Origin of the sequence: Salinimonas profundi (assembly GCF_014750655.1) — a bacterium.
GTDB lineage: Bacteria > Pseudomonadota > Gammaproteobacteria > Enterobacterales > Alteromonadaceae > Alteromonas > Alteromonas profundi_A.
The window spans coordinates 554,017-579,079 of sequence record NZ_JABBXD010000002.1 but is presented as its reverse complement, the minus strand read 5'-3'; the positions used below and the strand labels follow the sequence as shown (position 1 = coordinate 579,079).

The following is a 25,063-nucleotide window of genomic DNA, read 5'->3' as shown; positions in this document are numbered from 1 at the left end:
CTCGATGAATATTTTGCATACAAAATACTTGAACAGCAAGCCACAATTCGCTATTTTAATTTGCATGCAAACTAAATTCACAGCAGGAGATAATCATGCATAAGTTAGACAGTGTAATATACACAGGTACAGCGACCGCGACAGGAGGAAGAGACGGTACCGCTGAATCAAGCGATGGTCGTCTGAAAACAGACTTATCAGTACCTAAGGCGCTGGGCGGTGATGATGGTGCTGGCACAAACCCTGAGCAACTGTTTGCCGCTGGCTATTCTGCATGCTTTATCGGTGCACTGAAACATGTTGCCGGGGCGCAGAAGATCAAGCTGGATGATAAAATTTCGGTTAAAGGCGATGTGGCCATCGGTCCTATCGAAAAAGGCTTTGCTATTGCAGTAACACTGACCATCGATTTGGGCGATATGCCGAAAGCCGATGCTGAAAAGCTGGTAGAACAGGCCCATGAAGTGTGCCCTTACTCAAATGCTACTCGCGGTAATATTGAAGTAGATCTTAAGCTGGCGTAAGCGTTGCGCTGACTTAGTCAGCGCGAACAGTAAATCCCATACTACCAGCCAGCGAGGATAGTTCGTGAATGCTTTCATCCGGCAATGAAAGTTCAATCATCACATGCTGCTGGTAGTCTGTTTGTAAAATTTCTCCGTGGTGTTGCTCAACAAAGTGACGCACAAACTGCTCATGCCGAAAGTCGGTTTCCACCATCAATTTGGTTTGTTTAACTAATTGCCGGGTGGGTAGCGATTCCAGCGTCATTTGCGCAGAAGCTGAATAGGCTCTGACCAGCCCACCGGCACCTAACTTGATCCCGCCGAAATAGCGCACCACGACAATAACAATGTCACCAACATTATTATGCTGCAACACGTTTAAAATCGGCTTTCCCGCCGTACCACTGGGCTCGCCATCATCGTTCATTGCTACACTGACAGGCGCAGCGGGGGGGCCGAGTAAATAGGCCCAGCAATGATGTCTGGCATCCGGATACTGCTGCCTTAGTAACGCAAGAAAATCCATAGCTTGCTCACGGCTGGATGCCGCAGCTGCATAACCAATGAACTGGCTTTTTTTTACTTCATACCGCGTATGATGAGTTGATTCTGGAATTAGGTAAGGCATAGCGGCTAATTATACCGTTCAACAGCGCTGGACGCACGTAAGGTTAGGCAATCATTTTTCACGAAATGCGTAGACCGTATCCTGCGCTACAGTTTGTAAGAATGCAGCCATGTCAGCCGGTAAGCCTGCACGATACTGACTTTGCGAGGCAGGCTGGTCAAACAACCATTGATAAACCACACATGCTGCCAGATAAGTTCCGGCCAGGTTGGGATGCTTATTATCACTGTACAGGTTGAGCGTGGGACGGCGGGCAAGTGCCAGCGCAAACGCCGGGCCTGCAGGTATGGCGTCACTGTTCAGATGGCGGCTTGCTTTCATATAGGCGTTTTTTAGCTTCTCAAACATGGCGGGTCTACCCCGGTAGGCCCAGGTAATCAAAAGATGCGTTTTGGCACCTTTTTCAGATGCCATTGTTTTGAGGGCTTTCGCAGCATCTACAAATCGTTGGTAATCAGTTAAAGGCTCATTGCTGTAACCCTGAATGATCACGTGATCCCATTCCAGCATGTCGATAATGTCGGGCGTATTTCGCTGAGCCAGGTGCCCTTTGAGGGTCTCACCGCCAAATGCATTACGAAACGCCAGAGGGTTTGAACTTTGCTTTGCATAGCGCGCAAGCTGACTGACGTGGTGATCGATGCCACCGTTAAAAAAGGTAAAGCTGTTTCCAATAAATAAAAGTTTTTCGGTTTTCTCAGAAGCCTGTGCACATACCGATAGTGTGAAAAACAACAGGAAGACAAGTAGATGGCGCATAATGATGATATCCGTATAAACAGTTTCTTACTGTAACCAAATACCTACCAAAGAAAAAGCCGCTCAAAAGAGCGGCCTTTATATGCTTATGACCTGTTACGATTTAAGGTCAAAACGGTCGTTGGTCATGACCTTTGTCCACGCATTGACAAAATCATCAACAAACTTTTGCTTCGCATTATCTGAAGCGTAAACCTCAGCTATTGCACGCAGCTCTGAGTTTGACCCGAAAATCAGATCCACCGGTGTTGCTGTCCATTTTTGCTCGCCGGACTTACGATCCTTACCAACATAAAGGGTTTCATCGTCCGACGACTTTTCCCACTGTGTTGACATATCCAGCAGGTTTACAAAAAACGCATTGTTAAGCTGTCCGGGAGTCGTGGTCAGTACACCATGCTGCACCTCGCCATGATTTGCATTTAAGCTGCGCATGCCGCCAAGCAGTACTGTCATTTCCGGCACCGTTAGTGACAACAGGTCAGCGCGTTCTACCATCATTTCAGCCGGTGATTTCCATGCGTCGTCAGAATAATAATTTCTGAATGCATCAGCTTTAGGCTCAAGATATGCAAACGATTCCTGATCGGTCATTGCGGCTGTTGCATCAGCGCGCCCTGGCTTGAATGGCACAGTTACATCATAACCGGCATCTTTCGCCGCTTTTTCAACGGCCGCAGCACCTGCCAGAACAATCGTGTCAGCCAGTGAAATCTGCGTGCCAGATGCCTTGTCATTGAAGTTCTTCTGAACCTTTTCCAGCTCGGCCAGCACCTTGCTCAGCTCATCCGGGTTATTGACCGGCCAGCTGTTTTGAGGTGCCAGTCTTACCCGTGCACCGTTGGCGCCACCGCGCATGTCGGTATCACGGTAACTGGCAGCAGATGCCCAGGCTGTTCTTACCAGCTCCGGAACCGTCAGGCCGGTATCCAGAATTTGCTGTTTAAGCTGAGAAATCTGCGAATCATTGACCAGCGTATAATCGACATCAGGGATAGGGTCCTGCCACTTAAGTACTTCATCAGGAACCTCATCGCCCAGATAGCGTGCACGGGGACCCAAGTCGCGATGGTTTAGCTTAAACCACGCCTTAGCAAAGGCTTTCTCAAACTCTTCAGGGTTGTCTTTAAAGCGCAGCGCAATTTTTCTGAACGCCGGATCCTCTTTTATGGCCAGGTCAGTGGTAAACATAATTGGCGCATGGCGCTTAGCTTTGTCGTGCGCATCAGGCACCATGTTCGCAGCAGATTCAGATTTAGGGATCCACTGTGTGGCACCTGCCGGGCTCTTGGTTTGTTTCCATTCAAACCCAAAAAGGTTTTCCAGATAGTTGGTTGTCCACTTGGTAGGGGTAACTGTCCAGGCGCCTTCAAGGCCACTGGTCATGGTATCTTCTGCATTACCTTTACCGCATTTATTCTTCCAGCCGAATCCTTGCTCTTCAACACCAGCGGCGGCAGGTTCTTTGTCCAGACAATCTGCCTTTTTAGCACCGTGGGCCTTACCAAAAGTATGACCGCCAGCAATCAGCGCAACGATTTCTTCATCATCCATTGCCATTCTTCCAAACGACATACGGATATCATTGGCTGCCGCTATCGGGTCGGGCTTGCCGTGCGGACCTTCCGGATTGACATAAATCAGCCCCATTTCAACTGCTGCGAGTGGACCTTTAAGCTTACCTTTTTTATCACGACGCTCGTCGGTTAAAAATTTGCTTTCCGGCCCCCAGTACACCAGATCAGGCTCCCAGTCATCAACACGGCCGCCGGCATACCCGAAGGTTTTAAAGCCCATGTCTTCAAGAGCCACGTTTCCGGTTAGCGCCATCAGGTCGGCCCAGGAAATACTGCGACCGTATTTTTGCTTGATCGGCCACAAAAGGCGTCGGGCTTTATCGAGGTTAGCGTTATCCGGCCAGCTATTGAGCGGATCAAAACGTTGCTGGCCACCGCCGGCACCGCCGCGACCATCATGAACCCGATAGGTACCTGCAGCGTGCCAGGCCATTCGAATGAAAAACGGACCATAATGGCCGTAGTCTGCGGGCCACCAGTCCTGAGATTCGGTCAGTACAGCGCGTATATCCTTTTTCACCGCTTGCAAATCGAGCTGATTAAAGGCTTCCGCGTAATTAAAATCTTCACCGTAGGGATTGGATTCAGGGCCATGGGCGCGGAGCGGCCCAAGGTTAAGTTGCTCGGGCCACCAAAAGGCATTACTTTTTACTTCCTTAGACTGCATTTGCTGTTCGGTGGCTATTGCTACCGGTGAAAGGGCAATAGAGACCGCGGCGGCCACGGTCAATGCGCGCTTTAACATAGTTTTATCCTCTTTATGCTACTTCATTAACATGTTTATGCTTATTAAGCATCGTAGAAAAAGCAGGAAAAAGGAAATAAGGAAATTAGATTATGTTAATCGGATTTTTAGAGAAAAATCAGAGAAGTGGAAAGCGAGCACTTGGAGCATGATCAACGCTTCTCTTTTATTTCTTTAAGTAACGCATCTATAGCCTGGCGTCGACCTTTATCAGCAAGGGGGCGCTCAGTACGGGGAGGAGCCTGTTGCGCTTTTGTCAGATAGTCGTAGGCGCGGCTGTATTCACCCTCGTCCACCAGAAACTCAGCATAAAAATAGTTAGCATCCATTCCTTCCGGACTCACTTTTAGCGCTCGCTTAAACAGCGACTCTGCCTCATCATCGTCACCAAAGCTGACCGGCCAGCCCGGGACTTTATGGTACAGGGCACCAAGACTAAATAGCGCTGCACCATCGAGTACCGCCGGATCAATCGCTATAGCTTTCTCAAAATTTTCTTTTGCATCCTCAGCATAATCAAGCGCACCAAGACCGCCCTTAGCCCGCGCCGCACTGGCTTGTGATATACCCAGCCAGGTCAGTGCAGCAGCGTCATCCGGGGATGCTGACACAAGCTCGCGAGCGTTTTCAACCAGAGACTCGAATTGGGTAAGCTGCTGGTCGGCATCATCGGTCTGATAGTTGATTGCTGCCCAGGTATGTTGGACGTCTAAAAGCGTTGGTGACTGAGCAAGCGCAGAAACCGAAAAGGACATTGCGGCCGTAAGCACCGCTGTTCGTAAAAGTTGCATAAATACTCCGTAGTTGTAACTGCAAATTATACGTCAATTACATCAACGGCTTAACCATCTTTTGACAGATATCTGCACGTTAGTACAGGTGAAGTTAACCTTTCATATTAATAGAATAATGAGGTGTCAACGCAGTTTGCGAATGGTCAGTTCGTAATATTGTGGTTCCTGGCATTTCTTCTTCAGCCTGCTTAATTAAGCGGGCTTTTTTCATTATCCCCAGGCGCGAATTCATTTGATAAAACGATACTTTGGCCAGTATTTCTATGGCACTAACTCAATACAATGACTGTGTCTGACCAAAGCAGAGATTCAAAATTAAGCCAATATTTTTAACGCTGGAAGAAGCTTAAGCTTGAAAGAGATGAGCATGGCTGAAATCGAAAGTGTAGCTGGCGGCGGTGTTGCAGAGTGGGATGAAACCCACACTATTGTTTAGGTGGAGTTATGCTAAAAAAAGTAGGTTTTTCAATATCGATATCAGTCATTTGTACAATACTTCTGATGTTCCTAGGGGTCATAGCACCTTCACACGTTTTAATAACATCAGTGCTTATGTCGTTCGCATGTTTGTTTTACGGCGTCGTTATTAACAAAGCAACTGTCCTTTGTGTAGTTAAATAGCGCTTGTGCATCACGGGTAAGCCGATTCCTTATTTAAAGCGCGGGTACGCTTTCAACCAAAAACGTAAATTATGTGAGAAATCGTGGTGTCTAAAACTGCAGCTTTCGATATTACCGTCATCTTATCTGCACTAACCTGTCTTTTCGTCGCAGTGTTAGACAGGGTAAAGGCAGGCGTTGCTATCTCATCAAACCCCTGGTTTATCAGTGCGATGGTAATTATCTTTTTAGGTTACCTGATAAGAAAAAAGCAGATTGAATGGTGATTTGTCTGCTGGCTGGTGGACAAAAAATTAAAGAAGCCAGGCTAACCTGGAGATGAAAATAATACAGTTGTCGTTATTTAAAAAAGTACTGCTAGGCAGCGTATTAGTATTCACATTTTGCGTGTTACTAAACCAGTTAATTATTTTAGGCGCTTTTATTGTTTCAATAACGCCAACAACGATTCGACAGTCACTGAGCAACGGGAAAGAGCGTCGTTACCGGTATATCGACTATCTGGCTGGTGGCTGCTCACTCACCCCACGGTACTCTTTCCCCTGATTTTTTTATTCTTTTTCAAATCAGCTAACGGCTTAATTTAAGCCGCCGAATGCGCCAGAAACTCCTCGTAGGTACCTTCAAAGTTATTAAGCTTTTTATCTTTTATCTCAATAACCTGTGTTGCCAGCGACGAGACAAACTCGCGGTCGTGACTGACAAATATGACGGTGCCATCAAAATTCAACAGAGCGTGGTTGAGTGCCTCAATAGATTCCATGTCCAGGTGGTTGGTGGGCTCATCCATCACCAGTACATTGATATCCTGCAACATGAGCTTGCCAAATAACAGGCGATTCTTTTCACCACCTGAGCACACATTGACCTTTTTGTTAAAATCATCGGATGAAAATAACAAGCGTCCCAGCATACCTTTGACCTGTAAGTCATCATGCTTTGGACCTCGCCACTGTGACATCCACTCAAACAATGTCAGGTCACTGGAAAAGTCTTTGGTGCTATCCTGAGGGATGTAACCTACGGACGCATTTTCTGCCCATTTCACTACACCTTCGTTCGCTTCAAGGTCATCAATAAGACATTTAAGTAATGTGGTTTTGCCGGCGCCGTTTTCGCCAATGATAGCAAGCCGAGAGCCAGCTTCCAGTAGCAGATTACCATTATTGAAAAGCGGCAGATCTTTATATCCGTGACCCAGCTCCTCCAGCGTTATCGCAAGACGGTGCAGTTTTTTATGCTGCTTAAACTGGATGAAGGGTTTACGGCGGCTCGACGCCTTGATGTCGGCCAGTTCTATTTTTTCCAGTCGACGAGCACGGGAAGTGGCTTGTTTTGCCTTTGAAGCGTTTGCAGAAAAGCGCGCCACAAAGCTTTGCAGTTCCTCTATCTCGGCCGACTTTTTGGCATTTTCCTGATGTAATTGCTCCTGGGCTAATGCAGCTGCCTCGGCAAATGCATCATAGTTGCCCGGGTAAATTCGCAGCTCGCCATAGTCGATATCGGCCATGTGAGTACACACAGAGTTCAGAAAGTGTCTGTCATGCGAGATAATGATCATGGTGGATTTACGTTTGGTTAGCTCTTCTGCCAGCCAGTGAATGGTATATATGTCGAGGTTGTTCGTCGGCTCGTCGAGTAGCAAAATATCAGGATCGGCGAACAACGCTTGCGCCAGCAGTACACGCACTTTTTTACCAGGTGCCACTTCCTTCATTAAACCGAAATGATACGTTTCCTCTATGCCTGCGGCACTAAGAATATCACCCGCTCTGGCCTCTGCGGTATACCCATCCATCTCGGCAAAGCGAGTCTCAAGATCAGCTACGCGCATACCGTCTTCTTCGCTCATCTCTGGCTTACTATAAATTTCATCCCGTTCCTGTTTAACGTCCCACAGTTCGCGATCACCCATAATGACCGTATCCACTACGCTCATTTCTTCAAAAGCAAACTGGTCCTGGCTCAGCACGCCTAACTTTGTTCCCGGTGCCATTGACACATTACCTGCTGAAGGTGTCAGCTTGCCGCTTAAAATTTTCATTAGCGTGGACTTACCGCAGCCATTGGCGCCGATTAGGCCATAGCGGTTTCCATTACCAAATTTAGCGGAGATGTTTTCAAATAATGGCTCAGAGCCAAACTGCATTGTGATATTGGCGGTAGTAATCAAATCAGGTGTCCAGCGGGTAAATAGAATGAAGAATAGATGGCTTCGCTTTGGAAGCTGCGGGCGCGCAATATAAAGAATCATGGCCACAGTGTCGAGGAAATTTTGACCTTTTTGCATATTGACCGGCGCATAGTGGTCGGTAAAGGCAGGCTGTTTGGCAGGGTGGTAATACGATGACGCAATGCTTACCATGAACATATGATTGTATTGGCAGGCAGGGGCGATGGCGAAACCCAATAAAAAAGGTCCTCGGCGCACTGTTCAAATATCCTGTTTACAGTGTAAAGCACCGATATTTAAGTACCGCAAGGGCGGTAAAGGCGCGCTGGTAAAGTGTTTTACCGAACGTATTGTTGAAGACTATACCAACACCGCCTGCATATGCCCGGGCTGCGGTCAGCAATTTGCGCGCGAAACCATGATTCGGGGCGCTCCTGCGCTGAAAATCGTCGGCGGCAAAGTGCATATGAAGTAGAGTAAAGTACATGTTCAGGACAAAATATGCCGGTAACCGCACAACAGAAAAAACGTTATTCGCAGCTATTACAAAAATGTGATGCTGTTATTCACCGCAGCCATCAGGCAAGCATCAAAGAAGAATTGCAGCGTCTGAGTGACTACGTACACCCAGATGACGCCCGGGATAGTTATGGCTATGGCGGTGTAGTGCATCAGTTTGAAACTCAACTCGCTGAATTGTTCAGCAAACCTGCTGCACTGTTTCTACCTACCGGCACCCTGGCACAAAATGTCGCTGTGAAGTGTTACAGCGAAACTGTCAACCGGCAATCTGTTGCGCTACATCCCACCTCGCATCTGATACTTCACGAACATAATGCAATTGAAACGTTGTGGCACTTGAAGGTAAAAATGGCAGGGCAGCCTGATATCATTCTTCGGGCAGAAGATATTACTCACCTGGATGCTACTGACATTTGTGCGCTTATCATCGAAACCCCCATGCGTGAGCTGGGCGGCGTCATGCCTGACTGGGACACGCTGGTTGCTATCCGGCAGTGGTGTGATGAAAATCAGGTGGCAATGCATATGGACGGGGCCCGGATCTGGCAAACCACTTCGTTTTACCAGCGTAGCCTGCAACAGATTGCCGGGATTTTCGATAGCGTCTATGTCAGCTTTTATAAAGACTTAAACGGTATTGCAGGTGCTGCATTACTGGGTGAAACATCTCTTATCGAGGATGCCCGAATTTGGGCAAGAAGGGCGGGTGGAAATCCTATTACGTTATACCCTGAGGTCCTTGCAGCGCAGTACGGGCTGGAAAGGCTCACAGATAAGATGCCCGAATTCATCAGCTATACGAAAACGCTGGCACAGGAATTGGTAAGTGCTGGCTTTACGACTGTCCCCGGCGCCGTGCAGGCCGCCATGTTTCATCTGAAACTAAACGAAGGCAGTCAGGTTCTTGCCGACAAAATTCTGGACTATGCGGCGCGTACCGGCGTCATGGTGTTGCCACTACCGCGTAGCGGCACTGAACGGTATTGTATTAGTGAAATCAGCATTGGTGATCAGGCTGTCAAACATCCGCCCGGTTTCTGGGTTGAACATCTCATAGCTTGTATAGCTAATTAATACTGCACAGCAGATAGTCGGGCAAAGCATCTGAGCATAGCTTTACGTCGTATCAGCTCATGTTTATGAAATGTTAAAAAGGTGAATCTTTTTCAGATACATGAAATGATAGCGCTTACAAAACGTAAGTCTAAGGAATGAAATGTTGAATTCTAAAATGTTGCTGGCAGGCGTTTGCGCGCTGTTAATAGCAGGGTGTACACATCCAGACGCGGTAGCGCAATCTGAAACATCAGCGCCGACTCAGTCCGTCATCAAAACCTCGTTAGCTCAAACAGATAATGGCTACACAATACTAAGAGACGGCGACCCCTATTTCATCAAAGGGGCCGGTGGCCGAACCCGTTTGGCGCTTCTTGCCGATAGCGGCGCAAATTCATTGCGTACCTGGGATACGGATAATGCAAAAGCGATTCTGGATGAGGCGCACAAACACGGCCTTTCCGTTATGCTGGGGTTGCGATTAGGTCATGAACGACACGGCTTTGATTATGGCGATAAAGACGCTGTTGCCAAGCAAAAAGCAGCGGTGCGCGAGCAGGTTTTAAAATATAAAGATCACCCGGCATTGCTCGCCTGGGGGATTGGCAATGAAGTCGATCTGTTTTATACCAACAAAGATGTGTGGTTTGCGGTACAGGATATTGCCGCCATGATAAAAGAGCTGGATCCTAACCATCTTATTACGACCGTTACAGCTGGCATTGATAAGGAAAAGCTGGAGCTGGTTTTAACCCGCGTACCGGATATTGATTATCTGAGTATCAACATCTACGGCGGTCTGGAGTCGTTGCCTCAGGATCTGTTGGATATGGGGTATGATGGCCCTTATGTGGTGACTGAGTGGGGCCCGACCGGTCACTGGCAGGTAGACCGTACCGACTGGGATGTACCCATTGAGCAGACCAGCACCCAAAAAGCCGCTTCCTACCGGAGCCGGTATGCAGGCGGCATCAAAGACGCACCAGGCCGTGCGCTGGGCTCCTATGCATTTTTATGGGGACAGAAGCAGGAAACAACCCCGACCTGGTATGGCGTATTTACTGAAGCCGGCTACCCCAATGAAGTGGTGGATTCGCTGTACTATAACTGGAATGGTGAGTGGCCTGAGGTAAGAGCACCGTCAATTCTGAACTTTACGATTAACGGTAAACAAGCCGTTGATAGTATCCATGTTCAGGCCGGTGAATCGATGACGGCCGAACTGAAACTGAAAGAACATCAGGATGATGGCACAACTATTCGCTGGGAAGTATTACCAGAAAGTACGGATATCAAGGCCGGTGGCGATCCGGAAGCCAGACCTAAACCGGTGGAAGGGTTGTTTGTAAAAGATAATGATGGAACGCTTACCCTTACAGCACCCACCACACCGGGCGGATATCGTTTATTTGCTTATGCGCTCAGCGGCAGTGGAAAAGTCGCTACTGCAAATATCCCGTTTTTCGTGGATGGGAAGTAGTTTGTAAAAGCAATTAAGAAAGGGTGAGTGGCCAGTATTGCCACTCACTATGCCAGCGATATTGATTAAGCGCTTTTTCGATTCAGCCCGTTTAGCAGATTAATACTGTATCAGCTAATCCTCGCGTTTTCAGTGGGATCAGAATCGAGCAAGTGTATGAGCCAATCAAAAGATATTCACCTCTATACTGCTTCCACCATGAATGGCTGGAAGCCTGTCGTATTTTTGGAAGAAGCGGGAATTGAATACGATGTAACCCACATCGATTTTTCACAGAAAGAACAAAAATCGGAAGACTATCTTAAGCTCAATCCCAACGGAAGAATTCCCACTATTGTGGATCGCTCGAACAATGACTTTGTGGTATTCGAGTCAGGCGCGATCCTTTGGTATCTGGCTGAAAAATACGACAGGTTTTTACCTCAGAGCGCTGAGGGCCGTTCAGAAACCCTGCAATGGCTGATGTTTCAGATGGCCGGCGTTGGGCCGATGATGGGGCAAGCCATGTATTTTCAACGCATCGCCGCTAAAAATGGTAATGAGGATCCGTTCGCCATTAAGCGCTACGTTGATGAAAGCCGGCGTTTACTGGAAGTTCTGAATACCCGCCTGACTGCGCGAACCTATTTAGTCGACGAGCAATACACTATTGCTGACATGGCTACCTACACCTGGGCCCGAGCTTATTACTGGGCAAAGGTAAGCGTGGCCGGTTTGCCTCACTTACAAAAATGGTTTGAGCGTATTGATGCTCGCCCGGCTACGCAAAGGGCGCTGGAAATTCCGGAACCATACTGGGCATTTTTCGAAAAAAGGAGATGTTAAAAGCCAGGAAGACCAGAATGCAGCAAGGTTCAAAGATAATGATTAGCGGACAGTGTAAGTCGCAACCGGTTTGATGGCTTAACAGATCATTACTTCAGCAGCGAAACCTTTGAGGTTGGTTTCAATTCGTGCCTATTATAAGCACTACCCATTGAAGCCCTTGGTAAGAAGGTATCACCTGCTATGCGAAGTATCCTGACGTCTTTGTTATTGTTTCTTTCATTGCCCGTGCTGGCTACAGAAATTGCCAGCATGAAAGAGCGGGCACAAATCGTTGATAACATATTAGAGCAGCGGTTTGATAATGTTTTGCCTCATCTTATGAACCGGACGGGTATCGACATGTGGGTAATCATGTCGCGTGAATACAACGAAGACCCGGTATTAAAAACCATGCTGCCTTCCACCTGGCTCTCTGCACGCAGGCATACCATGCTGGTTATTTATAATCCCGGCAAGAATCAACCACTGGAAAAACTGGCAGTAGCACGATACGCGATGGGCGACACGTTCGAAAAGGCGTGGGATAAAGACGCACAGCCTGACCAATGGGCGGCACTGGCAGAGATTATTAAATCTCGTGATCCTGACCGAATCGGTATCAATGTTTCAAAGTCATTTGCGCTGGCAGATGGTATGAGTAGTACCGAAAAAGCACAGTTCATGGCGGCCCTGCCTGACAAGCTGCATTCACGTGTCGTATCTGCAGAAAAGCTGGCCATCGCGTGGCTGGAGACACGCAGTGAGCTGGAAATGACCTATTACCCTCAATTAGCTGAAATTGGTCATCAACTTATTGCCAAAGCTTTTTCTAATGCAGTGGTTACGCCAGGTGAAACGCGTACAGATGATGTCGTTTGGTGGCTGCGGGACCAAAGTAAAGCCATGGGGCTTAAAAACTGGTTTCATCCTACCGTGTCGATTCAGCGCGCTGGGAAGGGGCAGGATGAACGTGACTTCAGTCAACGGCCTGAGGAAAATGTCATACGGCCCGGTGACTTGTTACACGTTGATTTTGGCATTACCTACCTACGATTAAATACAGATCAGCAACAACACGCGTACGTATTAAGACCTGGCGAAACAGAGCCACCGGCAGGGCTGGTAAAGGCGCTTGGCGTGGGGAACCAGCTTCAGAACATACTCACCGACAACTTTAAGCTGGGCAGAAGTGGAAACGAGGTCCTGCGTAAATCCAGACAACAGGCGGTTCAGGCCGGCATTTCACCGTCTATTTATACGCACCCTCTGGGTTTTCACGGCCACGCTGCCGGTCCTACCATTGGTATGTGGGATGCGCAGGAAGGTCTGCCCGTGGTAGGAGACTACCCGCTCTATCCAAATACGGCGTATTCCATCGAACTCAACGCCACTACTTACGTGCCTGAATGGGATAAAAAGATTCGCATCATGTTAGAAGAAGATGCATTTTTTGACGGTAAACAGGTTCGTTATCTGGATGGCAGACAGCGAAAGTTTCACCTTATATCGTCTGACTAACCAGGCGTAATTTAGCGTAGCGGAATGCCTAGCCGGTAAACCGTTATTTGCATTCATAACCTTTTGTAGACACGGCGCTAACCCTACCTTTGCCACAATGTGCCAATGCAAGCTTGGCATTGTTTTGCACCTGTTGCGCGGTAGCCGACAGGGGCGCATCGGTACTGGAAGCATGCTCCTTCGTTACGTTGGATGAGCATGCGGTCAGCATCGAAACGCACAGGCAAGCTAATAGTTTTTTGGTGCTGATCATCGCTTTATCCTCACTGAAAAGTCAGGCTGACACATCCATGTCAGCCTGTAATTTATTTACACTCAAAACCGGACGTAGACACGCTTTTTACGTTACCGGCACCACACGTATCTACCGCTATTTTGGCGTTTTCTTTTACTGAATTGCCGCCCGTTACCTTGCTCAGGTGTTCTTGTTTTAGTGTTTCCATACTTAATTTCCTTTTAATCATCGTTGTACCAGTTGCTAATGCCTCGGACTAACTACAAGACTAAATGGTTTAGAAAAAAAGCGAACTGTACAAAATAACCGTTTTCCCAGATACGTGATTTGTCATTATCGCTATTTTGCTGTTTCAGATTCACAGTGGGCGTTTTCACTGACTTTCTGGATATAGCCTTGTCTATAACGTTTTCGCCACACGAACTCGAAGGGGCCGTGAGAGAAATTTTTCACAATAGCGCGCGCAAGATAGATCTGAAAAATGGTAAAGAGCAGAGCGAAGGCCATCAGGTCTATTCGGGTTATGTACAGCTCAAAGTCGGGCCACACCGCCGGCAGTAACAGGCGAAATAACAGCGCCATGCTGATAGATTGAATGAGATAGAGTGACAAGGCTACCTGCCCGCAATAACAGAGGGCTCTGAACAAACGACTGTCATTATTGGCGTGTTTAATTAAAAAGTCGGCATAAAGTGGTGAGATGAAAATAGCGCACAAACCAAAAAGCGCCGAGGATATTTCTTCATCAACGCCAGGAAGTGAGAAACGCAGAGCGATACAAACAAGCGTGGTTATTATCGCGCCAGCTAGAAGCTTTTGTTGTGTACTTTTACCAAAGCCTGTAGAGAAAAAACGTGTTCGATACAGCCATGCTCCCAGCCCCATTAACCCAAGCACCAACCACAGTGTGTTAAGAAAAGAAAGCAACAGCATGCCCAACGCAATGCCACTTTGAACGGCCACCTGGATAAGATACCCGTCCTGCCAGATTGATAGCATGTCCGTATATTCCTGGGAACCTCGCGTAATCGGTTCCGTATTCCCAAAAAGTAGAGTGAGCAGGTTAACTATCACCATCAGGAGCGCGCCTAAAATAATGAGGAAGCGGCTTTTTTTAAACAGGCTTTCATTGTCCAGGTGCAAATAGTTTATAAACATAATGCCGGAGATTGCATACAGCATGAGTATGTCGCCGCCAAAAATAAATACAGCGTGAGCCAAGCCAAAAACGAATAACCAGTTCAATCTGGTCTGTAAGAATGTTTTTACCCGAACCGATTGCCTCTGCCCATTTTCGTAAAGTATGGCCATACCCGCCCCAAACAAAATGCAAAACAGGGTTCGGAATTTCCCGTCGGCAAAGATAAGCTGAACAAGAGAGATTATGCTGTCACTCACCAATGCATTATCAAATGGCACATACCCAGTGAGGATGTTCATATGATGTGCAATGTTCATAAAAAGAATACCGAGAACGGCGAAACCACGAATAGCATCGAGCGACTGTATACGCATGCAAATCCTTTTTGTGCGCAGTGTAAGCGGGCTTATAAGACTACAATGTTTAACCGAAAAGGGATATGCAAGATTGCTGGTGGCAGTGTAATAGCGCATCTTTTTTTACCCAGCCTGGGTCGCAGCCAGCTCGGCATTACCAGTAATGATAACAGATTCTGAATAGATACAGGTTATTGTGAGCTTTCATTTAATATAATGCAGGTTCAGGAGAATAAAATATGAAAAAAGCAGAAATGATAAAGTTTTACAAAGAGCGCTTTCCCGCACGGAATGCCGGTGGAGGGGGCTGTTTTTTACATTCAAAGATGATGAGGAGGGCTATCTCAAAGTTGATCTAGCTATTGGCTGTCCTCCAGACAATCAAAACGTAGGTGCATCAGCAGTGATGAATCCTCGCTAGTTTATTGATATCGCTAAACAGATATTTGGAAGGATGGGTGGATATATGTTTACCACGGGTAATGGGAATAACCGTATCTGTCCTGACGAGCCTTTAAATGAAACGCATTTAGACGCAATCACACAGCAAACTTTCGATTGGTTTTATGATTGTTTGAGCGAAGAAAAAATGGTGCCGCTGTTAAAACGTCATTATGAAATATACGAGCGCCCCGGTGGTTGGCAGTTTATCCATATCGTCTGCTGCGTAGTAAAAGGGGATGTTGAAAGGCTGCAATCTTACCTGGATGCATTCAAAGCTGGTGACAGGATGGAATTTATCCCGCTTATCAAGCAGGAATTTTTTGAAAAAGCTATCCCCATTGCCAAAGCGTATCGCGCTGGAACACTGACACTCCCTGTGCAGTTTTAAAAAAATTCGTTATACCTCCCCGTGGCAACATCAATGAAAATGCTACCACCAATTTATAACATCAGGATTTTACGAGCATTATTCTCATTGCTTTCACGCCTCTAAATTCCCCGCGATGATAATCGTCATACGCAATGCTTTTTTATTATAAGCGCGATGTTCAGAGAGCCCTATGCGTGCCGATACCGGGAAGATGTGAACGCCGTTACCTTTTGGTAGGCACACGTTTCGCCTGTTGGATTTCTGCAAGGTCCTGTTGTCCGTCAGCCTGTATATTTGCCGTTGTTGTGGTTACTCATGAAAAAAAATTCGTCACTCGCCTTCAAGCTCATCGTTGTGGTAGGTCTATTATTTGTTCTGCTGGCAGCTTTGTTTATTACTGTCAGTTATGTGCTGTTAAATGAGGCTGAGCGTGACATCAATGCACATGTAAGCGAGCAGTTTAAAGCACAGATCGCGTCAACAGTTTCCGCCAAAGCTGCGCGCTATGCCGCCCAGACGCAGGCGATGATTGACGCTGCTCACCAGCTTCCCAATACGCTGGCTGCGCAACTGGCTGCCAGTATAGAGGCCAGCGACGATCAGTCAATTTCGCGCGATCAGGCACAGCGCGCTGTTAAAAGCATACTGGCTACCGGGGTAACCTCAAGTATGTATGCACAGTTTGAGACCAACCTTTTTGATGGTCGGGCCGCGGACTATCGCGCCGGGCAAAGTCATTCGGTTCCGGGTACCGGCAGCTTCGAGGTGTACTTTATCCGTAATGCTGATGGCAGCGTCAGCCAGGTGCCAATCGATGATGCCAGCATGAAACACGACTCGACACTGGATGAGTTTGGCTTTCGCGCCGCAGAATGGTATCTGTGCAATCAGGAGCAAATGAAACCGTGTATCTCTAATCCTTATCAATACGAAATACGGGAGGGATACTCAGAGCTGATGACCAGCCTAACTGTACCTGTGATTGCCAACGACCGCTTTCGCGGTGTGGTGGGTGTCGATCTGAACCTGCCTGTTTTGCAACAGCGAGCCGATGCGCTGAAAGCATCGCTGTACGATGGGCAGGCCGAAGTCTATCTGGTCAGTCAAAACGGCATGACGGTCGCGGCCACTAATGCAGCTGATAAGCTGGCACGACCGTTTAGTGAGGTGTTTGCTCGCGATCAAAGTGAACAGATTCTGGCCGTTTCCGGCCAACCTGAATCTGTACTGATTGACGGTATGATGTATGTTACCCGTCCGGTAAATTTAACTTTATCCGATGCACAGTGGCAGTTAGTGGTCGGCGTTGACGTAAGCGCTGCCCTGGAGCCTGTTCGCACCGTCAATGAGCTCATATCCTCAGCTATCGATGCATTGTTAAGTACACAGTTAATGGTGGCATTGCTGGCTACGCTGGCAGCGGTTGCGCTGATTTACGTGTTTACCCGCAGTATAATCGAGCCGGTCAGGCAGGTTGCTGAACGCATGGAGGAACTGGCGGGCCAGGGTGGTGACCTCACTCAAGATATCCATATCAACTCGCACAAAGAACTGATTCAGCTGAGCCAGGCTTTTAACCTGTTTAAAGAAAAAGTGCGGGATCTGTTGGAGCAGGCCAAGGGATCGTGCGACCAGGTGCTTAGTCATAGCGAAAAAACCCAGTCTCATGCAAAACATACGAATGATCAGATTCAGGTTCAGCAATCAGAGATTGATAGTGTCGTTACCGCCATAACTGAAATGTCGCAAACTGCTCAGGATGTAGCGCGCACTGCGGCTGAAGCGGCAGATAATGCTGACAACGCTAATGATTCGGTTAAACACACTGAAGAAGAAATTGCCCGCTCGACAAAGACGGTGGCCGCGTTGTCTGAAGAAATGCATACAGCCTCCACCGCCGTTATTGCAGTGGTAGAACGCAGCGCAGACATTAAAAAGATATTGGATGTGATAGACGCTATTGCTGAGCAAACCAATTTACTGGCACTAAATGCCGCCATTGAGGCTGCGCGGGCCGGGGATAATGGTCGCGGGTTTAGCGTAGTTGCTGATGAGGTTCGTTCACTGGCTTCGAAAACTGCCGATTCTGTCGGCGAGATAGGCAAGGTCATAACCGGGTTACAGTCTGAGGTAGACAAAACCGTGGCGATTATCAAACGCGGTAATGACAAAGCAGAAGACGCGTCAAAAAGCTCACAGTCAGCGCTTCAAAAAATGCAGCTCACCGTGACGCAAATTGATGAAATTAGCCAGCGGATGACACAAATGGCGGCGGCTGCAGAAGAGCAAAGCCAGGTCAGCGAAGAGCTTAATCGCAATATGGTTGTAATCGGCAATGCCAGTTCCGAGGTTGCTAATCATTCTCATGCCTCAGAGCAAAGCTCCGTGCAAATTTTCAGCTCGGTGAGAACGTTGAGCCAATTACTGGATAAACTCAAAACGCGCTGAGAATGCGTTATTTGGGCGGCGGGTCTGCCGCCCTTTGATACTTTTCGACAGGATTATCATTGATTGCGACCAAAGTGACTTAATTGGCCTGCCGCATGAAGACTTTCAGGCTAAATAATGTGATTCTGGGTTATATAAATTAAACGCCACCTTCAAAAATCAAGCGCAGAAAATCTGGAAAAACACTATGACAGCACACGACAAAATGATAGCCGGTGAAAAGTATTGGATAAACGATCCTGATCTTGTAGAGATGCGCTATAAAACACGTGATCTGGTTGATAAAATCAACGCGCTGGGGCCGCGCGAAGTGAAGGCGCGCGAGGAATTACTCAATGAATTATTCGGGCAATGTGGTGAAGATATTCATATAGAAAAACCTGTACGCATCGACTATGGGCACAATATTCACCTGGGCAGTCACATTTTCATTAACTTCAACTGGACTGTGCTGGATTGCTGTAAGGTGACGATAGGTAATAACGTATTTATCGGACCCAATACATCATTTTATACAGCGCATCATCCAATCGACCCTGAACAGCGCGCACAACATATCGGTTTTGCAGAGCCAATCACAATTGGTAATGATGTCTGGATAGGGGGCGATGTCACCATCCTGCCCGGCGTGGTGATAGGCGACAGGTGCGTTATTGGCGCAGGCAGTGTGGTAACCAGAAGTATTGAGCCTGATACGGTTGCCGTGGGCAATCCCTGTCGACCCCAAAGACGTATTCATGACTAACCAGCGGTGATCATTAAGGCAGCAGGCCTGATTTTCGTCAGCCACAGGCTTTGCGTAATTCTTCTCAGATCAATATGCACAGTTCGACTGTAACAATTTAAAAAACGGCTGAACGATGAGCTGATTGATGAAGGGCATTTTCCAGATAATCGCTTGCACAATTTTGTTTGCGAGCGTAAGTGCCAGAGCTGATTATGCGAAGGGCTGTGACGATCCCGAATATCTGCAATTCATGCAAACAAGGTACGCCAGTTTCGAAGCGAAAAATCGGCGCCTGCTTGATGAAACCTGGCAGAATTACCAAAGAAGTCTGGCCTCGGGCGACAACGCTTTTCAGATAATAAGCGATTTAAGTCAGCATTTAAGATACAGCGCGCAGTTTGAACCTGTTTCTGAGGTTAAAGCCAAAATTGAAAAGGTTTTCAGTCATGTTGATGCTCTTAGTGTCAATCAACAAATTGCCGGGGATGTTTTTGACAGTTTTGGCAGTGAAAAGCACGCTGTAGGTATCGCTCAGGCCTGGCTGGCTTATCGGCAGGGCGAGCAGCAACGCGCATTCGAATTTCTTTTAAAATCAATTGAATCCGGTAGCTCGGCAGTGCTAAATAGCTTCGGTCCGGATTTTAGCTTCGTCAGGCAACTCTATCGCGATGGGCATACTGCGCCCGTCATTACCTATATCAACAAAACCAGGCAATTCTGGACAGGAACACGGCCTGACAATCTGCGCTATGTGTGGCTTCAAATGATAAAGGCAGGCTGTCCGGTGCAATTCGATTTTTACGATACCATCAAGGTAAAAGAGCTTGGGCTTAGCGTAAGGGATGTTAATCAGCGTGAAGCAGCTGACTATTGATCAGCGGCCCTCACTCGTCAAAGTGTCGTGCGTATTTGGCCGTAATACAGCTTTGTTTATGCAGGCGTACCACCGATGCCCTCCCTCCTGAAGCTGTCGCAAGCGGATTGGGAAACGCTATTTCATCAACATACATAAAATCGGCGTAAGCGAAGTTAACTAACTGTTCGTTCAGTTGCACGCCGTAAATAGTGTTTGCTACAAATGGTTCTGCAATAGGCGGAACCACGCTACAAGTTATTCGTGCCACTCTAAATAAATTATTAGTGTTGAGGGTTCGTTTGGAGTGCTCTTCTTAGCAGTCGGGTGATGAAACATGAAAAAGATATATTATAAATTTATCGCGTCACTTTTAGCGTTTTCTACACTAATGTTTGGCGTTTGGGCATTCATAGCAGGAATAGACAATGCTAGAGAGATGTTGTTTGTAATCACAGTTTTTGCAGCTTGTCTCTCTGTAAAAGGCACTATTCACGATACCTGCTTATACTGCAAAGACAATGGCCGCAATTGCATAGAGTAATCAGATAACCTAGTCCTAAAAAATGTCGAAATTTGCGACTGTCTGAGATCGCATTTGGCTACATCTGCATGTCTGAGTCGAGTGGTGGCAACTTCAAAAATAATTAACAGTTAAGTCAAACAACAAGCCGCCCAATAAGCAGGCGTCGAAGACCATCTATAGGTGAAAGCGACAACAGGCTACTTTGTTTCTATTAGTTTCACCCAATGCGATAATGCGCCCAGGTTCTTCAGGATAATTTTAAAGCTCATTAAAATGGGTACCGCTAGCAACACTCCGACTATTCCCCACAACCAGCCAGCTATCGATAACCAGAGTATGATGATAAGTGGGTTCAGTTGCATACTTCTGCCCAACACCGCTGGCGTAATTAACTGAGATTCAAGAATATTGATTCCAAGAAATACTGCGGCAGGCAGGAATGCTGTGCTGACAAGTCCGAACTGCACCATTCCTGCCACAAGCAGTATGCTGCAACTTGCTAATCCTCCCAGATAGGGGACAAAGTTCATCAGCGCAACCAATGCGCCCCACAATATCGCGTCGTCTATTTCAAGGTAAGTGAACACAACGGCTGTCGCGGTACCCAGTAGCGCGTTTATGATGCTAATGGTTACGATGTAGGCCGATAGCTCCCTTTGAATATGGTGCACAAGCACCAATGCGCGCCGCTTGTTCGTTACGATGGGAAAGTCGCGGATAAATACCTTAAATAAGCCCGGACCAAAGACCAGCAAAAAGAAGATAAAAATAAGGCAGGCAAAGATTTGGGCAAGCAAAAGGGGCGCGTTACTTAATACGGAAATTGCCATTTCAATGCTATTTTGCTTTAACTTGTCTGATACCGTGTTTTGCTCTTCCGGTGGCGGCTCAACTTGTTCAGCTTCGTCCTCTTCATCATCACCAAACCAGTCGAAGAATGAATCACTTTCTTCTTTCTTTGGCTCTGCAACCGGCTGGTCTGTTTCCTCTACCAGGCTATCGCTAATCTCATCAATTTCCTGTGTAATCTCTGCAGCCATCTTTGGCAGAGCCTGCATCCAACGTTCTGCCGGTTCGGCTAACTGCAATCCTAAAAATGTAAACGGGGTTAGCAGCAGCACCATCAACGCTGCCGCTGAGATTGTTCGTGGGATATAAATTTTTCGGGCAATCGCTACCAGCGGGCTTAGCAACAGAGCGACAAAAGCCGAGAAAAAAAGCGGTATGAGCAGAGATTTTGCGAGGTACAGCGTATAGATGACGGCCAGCAACAAAAGTATTTTCAGTACTTTTGTCTGCGGGCCTCCCTTTGAACCCGATGTCGAAACTGTCATGTGCTTTTTATTTTCCCGGTACTCGCTTTTCCGTTTCCACCCACCTCGGTGCTGCCTGAATGGCGTTTTCGTTGTGGGGATTAATTATGATTATACGCGCAGGAATTTTGGAAGTTCATTGCATAGTCAGTTACTTAAAACCTTACGCTACGTTTTATAGAAAGCAAAGTTGATAGCTTTTTGTCGCCAATGGGTTTGTTTTTATCAGCGATGTTAAGGCGTTTTACGGATACAACGAAGAAAGTGTCAGGCTTGAGGAAAAAGCACCGTATTCATAATACTGCTAAGCTATGCTGGAAAAGCAAACAAATGATCAGAAAACGAAGAGGAAAAATGGTGGCCCCACCCTGACTTGAACAGGGGACCTGCCGATTATGAGTCGGATGCTCTAACCAACTGAGCTATGGGGCCTGAGGAGATTCTGGTCGCGCGCGATTGCACCCATCCAGTGCCGCGAAGTATAAGCAGTTTTTTTTTGCTTGTCACCCGCTCAGGGCGGAATTTTATTGTTCGGGCGACTAACTGCTCATTTAATCATCAATCTCTAACAACCTGAAAGCAGGTTTGTTTTATCTACAAACACTGGTGAACGGGAAGGCTTTGCGCCGTTGACAGGTTAAAGATAAACTGCCAGGCAGAGTTAATTATTCAGCTGCAGGTTTTATGAAGCAATTGGTCGGGTTCGGCGCGCTTGTGCTTTCAACGCTTATCATTTCTGGCTGCGGGTTTTTCAGCCCCTCCAAATCGCCGGGCGACATACCTGTGCGATTTTCAGATTTACAGCCAACGGATAATTGCAGTCATCAGATTAAGCTTGATAATAAGTACTGGGATGTCGACTATCTGGCGATGTATCTTTCCGAGCCCAGAGTCAGAATCGATGGTCGCTGGCAGGCCCTTTCCTTTATTCCCAACGATCACCAGTCGCGTACAGTCTCGTTATTAGCGTTCTCCGATAGCTGTGAGACGCAAAAGCAGCCGGTTACTATTCAACTTGATGCCAACGAAAAGCTATTGCAAAGAGCATCATCTATTCGTTTCACCCTGGGCCTGCCATTTAGTGAAAATCACCTGCTGGAAGATAATGCCGCGCCGCCAGTTAACCATACTGCTATGTTTCAGTCTTTGCGTGTCGGGCATTCGTTTATGCGTATTGAATTGAAACAACGTCGTGATCCGTCTGCGCTGTGGTCGTTTATGCTGGCAAGCGGTCAGTGTGATGCGCCAACCGACGATGAAGCACCGACCTCGTGTGCAAAGCCTAACAGAGTGACAGTGGACCTGCCGTTAAAGGCCAATGTAGAGGACTTGCGATTATCGGCTTCTTTAAGAGAAATTGTGTTTCGCGCAATGCAGCGCGAGAAGACATCGTGCAACCTTGGGGATGATTCATCACAGGAATGCACAAAAGTACTGCGTAATTTAACCAGCCGTCAGTGGATAAGATGGGACGCTCCGCATCAGGAGTATCTGAAACAAAACTGATTATTTAATGATTGGGATAAGTGCAACGCCCTGGTTTCTTTGCTATCTTTGGATTTTTATACAACTAACCTGATTGCCAGCTTGTGCGGAGAAAAGAATGACAGAAAAGCCCTTTCTGGTAAGCGGTCGTAATACAATAATTCACAAGGTTAGAAAGTACGACTTGCTTATAATGAATGGTGACGAGAAGCCACCAATTTTAGTGACCTTTCGCGGTTTGAAAGAATACGAAGGCAAAGTGCCCGAAAATAAGCGCGACGCAAAAATGATGGACATGGAACTGGTAGATATCACCACTGGTGAAGTGTTCGGCGACGAGAAAACATTGTTGTTCATCCAAACCCTGAACGGAAAAGAATACAAAGTTGACTACAGTAAGGTCGGTACTCCTTCTTTTATAAAAATTCATCAGGACAGCTTTTTCTGATGTAAGCGGTCTGGGAAGTCAGGATTGTACTTCCCACCTTTCTTACTTTGTTTCATTACACATTTAACACAACCTGCAGCCCTGCCTGTACATTTCAGTCACTCAAATTTCAGTGGCTGTTACAAAGTATTTCATCGGTGCGATAAACAGCGCAGTGCTCCGACCGTTCATCCCCGAATTTTTTATTTTTATCGCACAATCTCAAATACTGTCGGTTGAACGAAACCTGCATAACCTTCTTCGAATTGTTCACTACTTTAACAGTACGCCCGGCGCGGTGTCGGGTTATCTGGAGAAGAGCGATGAAAAACGTAAAATCATGGGCAAGATCAGCAGCGACTATAATGTCAGTATGTGTAGTTGCAGGTGGTGTTTCATTCAGTGCTAATGCCAGCTATCCAAAACACCTTGAAACGGACCTGGTAAAAATCTGTACTGCTATCAAAGACAATAAATCGTTTCAGTTACACATGGCGATAAAGAAAAGCGGGCTGACTTACCGCGCAGTAGAAAAAGGGCTGGTTTGCGACGGCACGGATATCCATACCTTCGCGCAGGTGAATAACGCCGACGCTACTGGCGCATTGCTTGCCCGCAGACTAAAATTTGACCGTACCCTAACGGCTTCTCGTTAATTATGAAAACATCTTTGTCAGTGTGGGAGCAAAAGCTTGTTTCGTACCAACAAGTTATTGCTTCTGCTGGCCCTGGTGAGGCAGCGCTTTCTGATTATCCTTGCCAATCGGCGTCAACGCAGCTTATGGTTTTTGTATTACTGCGTTACGAAAGCGTAGCGGCTCAACTTTGTGAATTGTTGGCGTATCATCCTGATATAGAACAGGTGCAAACTGTAACTGATAAGCCGGCCATTCTGGCTGAACATCTTGCTGCAATTTGTTTTTGTGACTCCGGGAATGCGAGCAGTTTATCGACGCGATTTAAGGGCGCCGGACGACAGCTGGTGGTGATAGGGCGCAGTAATGCTGATGCGCTCAAAGCATTTGAAGCCGGCGCGGCCGCGTTTATTCAGCTTCCTTTACAGGAGCAGCGTGTGTTGTATGTTATCAGTGATCTTGCAACACGTATGCAGGAGCTTATCCAACAACAGCGTGTCACGCACTTACTGGACAGAATGATAAAAAAGCTGAATATTGCACCCGATGAGGCCGCTGCCTGGATCGCCTCGCGCATGTCCTCGCGTACACAACAACGGGTAACATTTCGAAGTGACAATGCCTGGTGTAGTCTGGCCTGTGATGACATCAACTGGGTTCAGGCCGCCGGCGACTATATGTGCATTTATACCGCTGGCGAGAACTATGTGGTCAGAACGACACTGGCAGACCTGAGCCGCAAGCTGAGCAGTAATACCTTTCAACATGTGAATCGTTCAGAGCTGGTCAACCGGCACTTTGTCAAAATGGTTGAGCAGTGCGCCAACCGCGTTGCCTACCTGGTTTTAAATGATGGTACCCGGCTAAAGATCAGCCGCCGTCACTTCGCGGCTTTTTGGCAGCATAATCAATAAAAT

Annotated in this window: 25 protein-coding genes and 1 tRNA gene; 16 read left to right on the top strand and 10 right to left on the bottom strand. The window is 47.2% G+C overall.

Going from position 1 to position 25,063, the window contains the following annotated elements:
- Window positions 1-95 precede the first annotated feature (95 nt).
- Window positions 96-524: an organic hydroperoxide resistance protein gene (locus HHX48_RS07080; RefSeq protein WP_191023564.1), complete on the top strand. Its 429-nt coding sequence runs from the start codon at window positions 96-98 to the stop codon at window positions 522-524.
- Between the two features lie 13 nt (window positions 525-537).
- Here the strand turns inward: HHX48_RS07080 and HHX48_RS07075 are convergent, their stop codons facing one another.
- The 4 genes from HHX48_RS07075 to HHX48_RS07060 form a co-directional block, all read right to left on the bottom strand.
- Window positions 538-1,134: a YigZ family protein gene (locus tag HHX48_RS07075; RefSeq protein ID WP_191023562.1), complete on the bottom strand. Its 597-nt coding sequence runs from the start codon at window positions 1,132-1,134 to the stop codon at window positions 538-540.
- Window positions 1,135-1,185: 51 nt separating this feature from the next.
- Complete coding sequence (locus HHX48_RS07070; RefSeq protein WP_191023560.1) at window positions 1,186-1,893, bottom strand: DUF4886 domain-containing protein; 708 nt, start codon at window positions 1,891-1,893, stop codon at window positions 1,186-1,188.
- Window positions 1,894-1,989: 96 nt separating this feature from the next.
- Window positions 1,990-4,215, bottom strand: coding sequence for a catalase/peroxidase HPI (gene katG, locus HHX48_RS07065; RefSeq protein ID WP_191023558.1), 2,226 nt, complete (start codon window positions 4,213-4,215; stop codon window positions 1,990-1,992).
- 152 nt (window positions 4,216-4,367) lie between these two features.
- Window positions 4,368-5,006 (bottom strand): tetratricopeptide repeat protein, encoded by a 639-nt coding sequence (locus HHX48_RS07060; protein ID WP_191023555.1) that lies wholly within the window; start codon window positions 5,004-5,006, stop codon window positions 4,368-4,370.
- A gap of 710 nt (window positions 5,007-5,716) precedes the next feature.
- On the opposite strand from HHX48_RS07060, the gene HHX48_RS07055 reads away from it, so the two are divergent.
- On the top strand, window positions 5,717-5,896 hold the full coding sequence (locus HHX48_RS07055; protein WP_191023553.1) for a hypothetical protein: 180 nt from the start codon (window positions 5,717-5,719) through the stop codon (window positions 5,894-5,896).
- Between the two features lie 52 nt (window positions 5,897-5,948).
- Complete coding sequence (locus HHX48_RS07050; RefSeq protein WP_191023551.1) at window positions 5,949-6,176, top strand: hypothetical protein; 228 nt, start codon at window positions 5,949-5,951, stop codon at window positions 6,174-6,176.
- Window positions 6,177-6,213: 37 nt separating this feature from the next.
- Here the strand turns inward: HHX48_RS07050 and HHX48_RS07045 are convergent, their stop codons facing one another.
- On the bottom strand, window positions 6,214-7,803 hold the full coding sequence (locus HHX48_RS07045) for an ABC-F family ATPase (RefSeq protein ID WP_191023715.1): 1,590 nt from the start codon (window positions 7,801-7,803) through the stop codon (window positions 6,214-6,216).
- 223 nt (window positions 7,804-8,026) lie between these two features.
- On the opposite strand from HHX48_RS07045, the gene HHX48_RS07040 reads away from it, so the two are divergent.
- From HHX48_RS07040 to HHX48_RS07020, 5 genes are all read left to right on the top strand, one after another.
- Window positions 8,027-8,278: a hypothetical protein gene (locus HHX48_RS07040; protein ID WP_191023550.1), complete on the top strand. Its 252-nt coding sequence runs from the start codon at window positions 8,027-8,029 to the stop codon at window positions 8,276-8,278.
- Window positions 8,279-8,304: 26 nt separating this feature from the next.
- Window positions 8,305-9,399, top strand: a complete 1,095-nt coding sequence (locus tag HHX48_RS07035) for a threonine aldolase family protein (RefSeq protein WP_191023548.1) — start codon at window positions 8,305-8,307, stop codon at window positions 9,397-9,399.
- Between the two features lie 142 nt (window positions 9,400-9,541).
- On the top strand, window positions 9,542-10,861 hold the full coding sequence (locus HHX48_RS07030) for a glycoside hydrolase family 2 TIM barrel-domain containing protein (RefSeq protein WP_191023546.1): 1,320 nt from the start codon (window positions 9,542-9,544) through the stop codon (window positions 10,859-10,861).
- A gap of 156 nt (window positions 10,862-11,017) precedes the next feature.
- On the top strand, window positions 11,018-11,686 hold the full coding sequence (locus HHX48_RS07025; RefSeq protein WP_191023544.1) for a glutathione S-transferase family protein: 669 nt from the start codon (window positions 11,018-11,020) through the stop codon (window positions 11,684-11,686).
- Window positions 11,687-11,869: 183 nt separating this feature from the next.
- A complete protein-coding gene (locus HHX48_RS07020; RefSeq protein WP_191023542.1) occupies window positions 11,870-13,186 on the top strand; it encodes a M24 family metallopeptidase in 1,317 nt (438 codons plus the stop codon).
- 43 nt (window positions 13,187-13,229) lie between these two features.
- Here HHX48_RS07020 and HHX48_RS07015 read toward each other — a convergent pair whose 3' ends face one another.
- The 3 genes from HHX48_RS07015 to HHX48_RS07005 all read right to left on the bottom strand — a co-directional run bounded on the left by HHX48_RS07015 (window position 13,230) and on the right by HHX48_RS07005 (window position 14,936).
- Window positions 13,230-13,439, bottom strand: coding sequence for a hypothetical protein (locus tag HHX48_RS07015; protein WP_191023540.1), 210 nt, complete (start codon window positions 13,437-13,439; stop codon window positions 13,230-13,232).
- Window positions 13,440-13,491: 52 nt separating this feature from the next.
- On the bottom strand, window positions 13,492-13,629 hold the full coding sequence (locus HHX48_RS07010) for a hypothetical protein (RefSeq protein WP_191023538.1): 138 nt from the start codon (window positions 13,627-13,629) through the stop codon (window positions 13,492-13,494).
- 131 nt (window positions 13,630-13,760) lie between these two features.
- On the bottom strand, window positions 13,761-14,936 hold the full coding sequence (locus HHX48_RS07005; RefSeq protein WP_191023536.1) for a DUF418 domain-containing protein: 1,176 nt from the start codon (window positions 14,934-14,936) through the stop codon (window positions 13,761-13,763).
- 406 nt (window positions 14,937-15,342) lie between these two features.
- On the opposite strand from HHX48_RS07005, the gene HHX48_RS07000 reads away from it, so the two are divergent.
- From HHX48_RS07000 to HHX48_RS06985, 4 genes are all read left to right on the top strand, one after another.
- The gene (locus tag HHX48_RS07000) at window positions 15,343-15,750 is read left to right on the top strand and encodes a DUF6990 domain-containing protein (RefSeq protein WP_397541069.1); all 408 of its coding nucleotides are present in this window, start codon (window positions 15,343-15,345) and stop codon (window positions 15,748-15,750) included.
- Window positions 15,751-16,047: 297 nt separating this feature from the next.
- A complete protein-coding gene (locus HHX48_RS06995) occupies window positions 16,048-18,180 on the top strand; it encodes a methyl-accepting chemotaxis protein (RefSeq protein WP_191023532.1) in 2,133 nt (710 codons plus the stop codon).
- A gap of 187 nt (window positions 18,181-18,367) precedes the next feature.
- Entirely contained in the window at window positions 18,368-18,925 is a 558-nt protein-coding gene (locus HHX48_RS06990) for a sugar O-acetyltransferase (protein WP_191023530.1), read from the top strand.
- A 127-nt stretch (window positions 18,926-19,052) separates the two neighbouring features.
- Window positions 19,053-19,781: a hypothetical protein gene (locus tag HHX48_RS06985; protein WP_191023528.1), complete on the top strand. Its 729-nt coding sequence runs from the start codon at window positions 19,053-19,055 to the stop codon at window positions 19,779-19,781.
- Window positions 19,782-20,483: 702 nt separating this feature from the next.
- Here the strand turns inward: HHX48_RS06985 and HHX48_RS06980 are convergent.
- Together HHX48_RS06980 and HHX48_RS06975 are read right to left on the bottom strand one after the other, a co-directional pair.
- Window positions 20,484-21,620: an AI-2E family transporter gene (locus HHX48_RS06980; protein WP_191023526.1), complete on the bottom strand. Its 1,137-nt coding sequence runs from the start codon at window positions 21,618-21,620 to the stop codon at window positions 20,484-20,486.
- Between the two features lie 334 nt (window positions 21,621-21,954).
- Window positions 21,955-22,031, bottom strand: a tRNA-Ile gene (locus HHX48_RS06975).
- A 252-nt stretch (window positions 22,032-22,283) separates the two neighbouring features.
- Here HHX48_RS06975 and HHX48_RS06970 point away from each other — a divergent pair.
- From HHX48_RS06970 to HHX48_RS06955, 4 genes are all read left to right on the top strand, one after another.
- On the top strand, window positions 22,284-23,105 hold the full coding sequence (locus tag HHX48_RS06970) for an MbnP family protein (protein ID WP_191023524.1): 822 nt from the start codon (window positions 22,284-22,286) through the stop codon (window positions 23,103-23,105).
- 97 nt (window positions 23,106-23,202) lie between these two features.
- A complete protein-coding gene (locus HHX48_RS06965; RefSeq protein WP_191023522.1) occupies window positions 23,203-23,532 on the top strand; it encodes a hypothetical protein in 330 nt (109 codons plus the stop codon).
- 344 nt (window positions 23,533-23,876) lie between these two features.
- Window positions 23,877-24,167: a DUF3718 domain-containing protein gene (locus tag HHX48_RS06960; protein WP_191023520.1), complete on the top strand. Its 291-nt coding sequence runs from the start codon at window positions 23,877-23,879 to the stop codon at window positions 24,165-24,167.
- 2 nt (window positions 24,168-24,169) lie between these two features.
- The gene (locus HHX48_RS06955; protein WP_191023518.1) at window positions 24,170-25,060 is read left to right on the top strand and encodes a LytR/AlgR family response regulator transcription factor; all 891 of its coding nucleotides are present in this window, start codon (window positions 24,170-24,172) and stop codon (window positions 25,058-25,060) included.
- Window positions 25,061-25,063 lie beyond the last annotated feature (3 nt).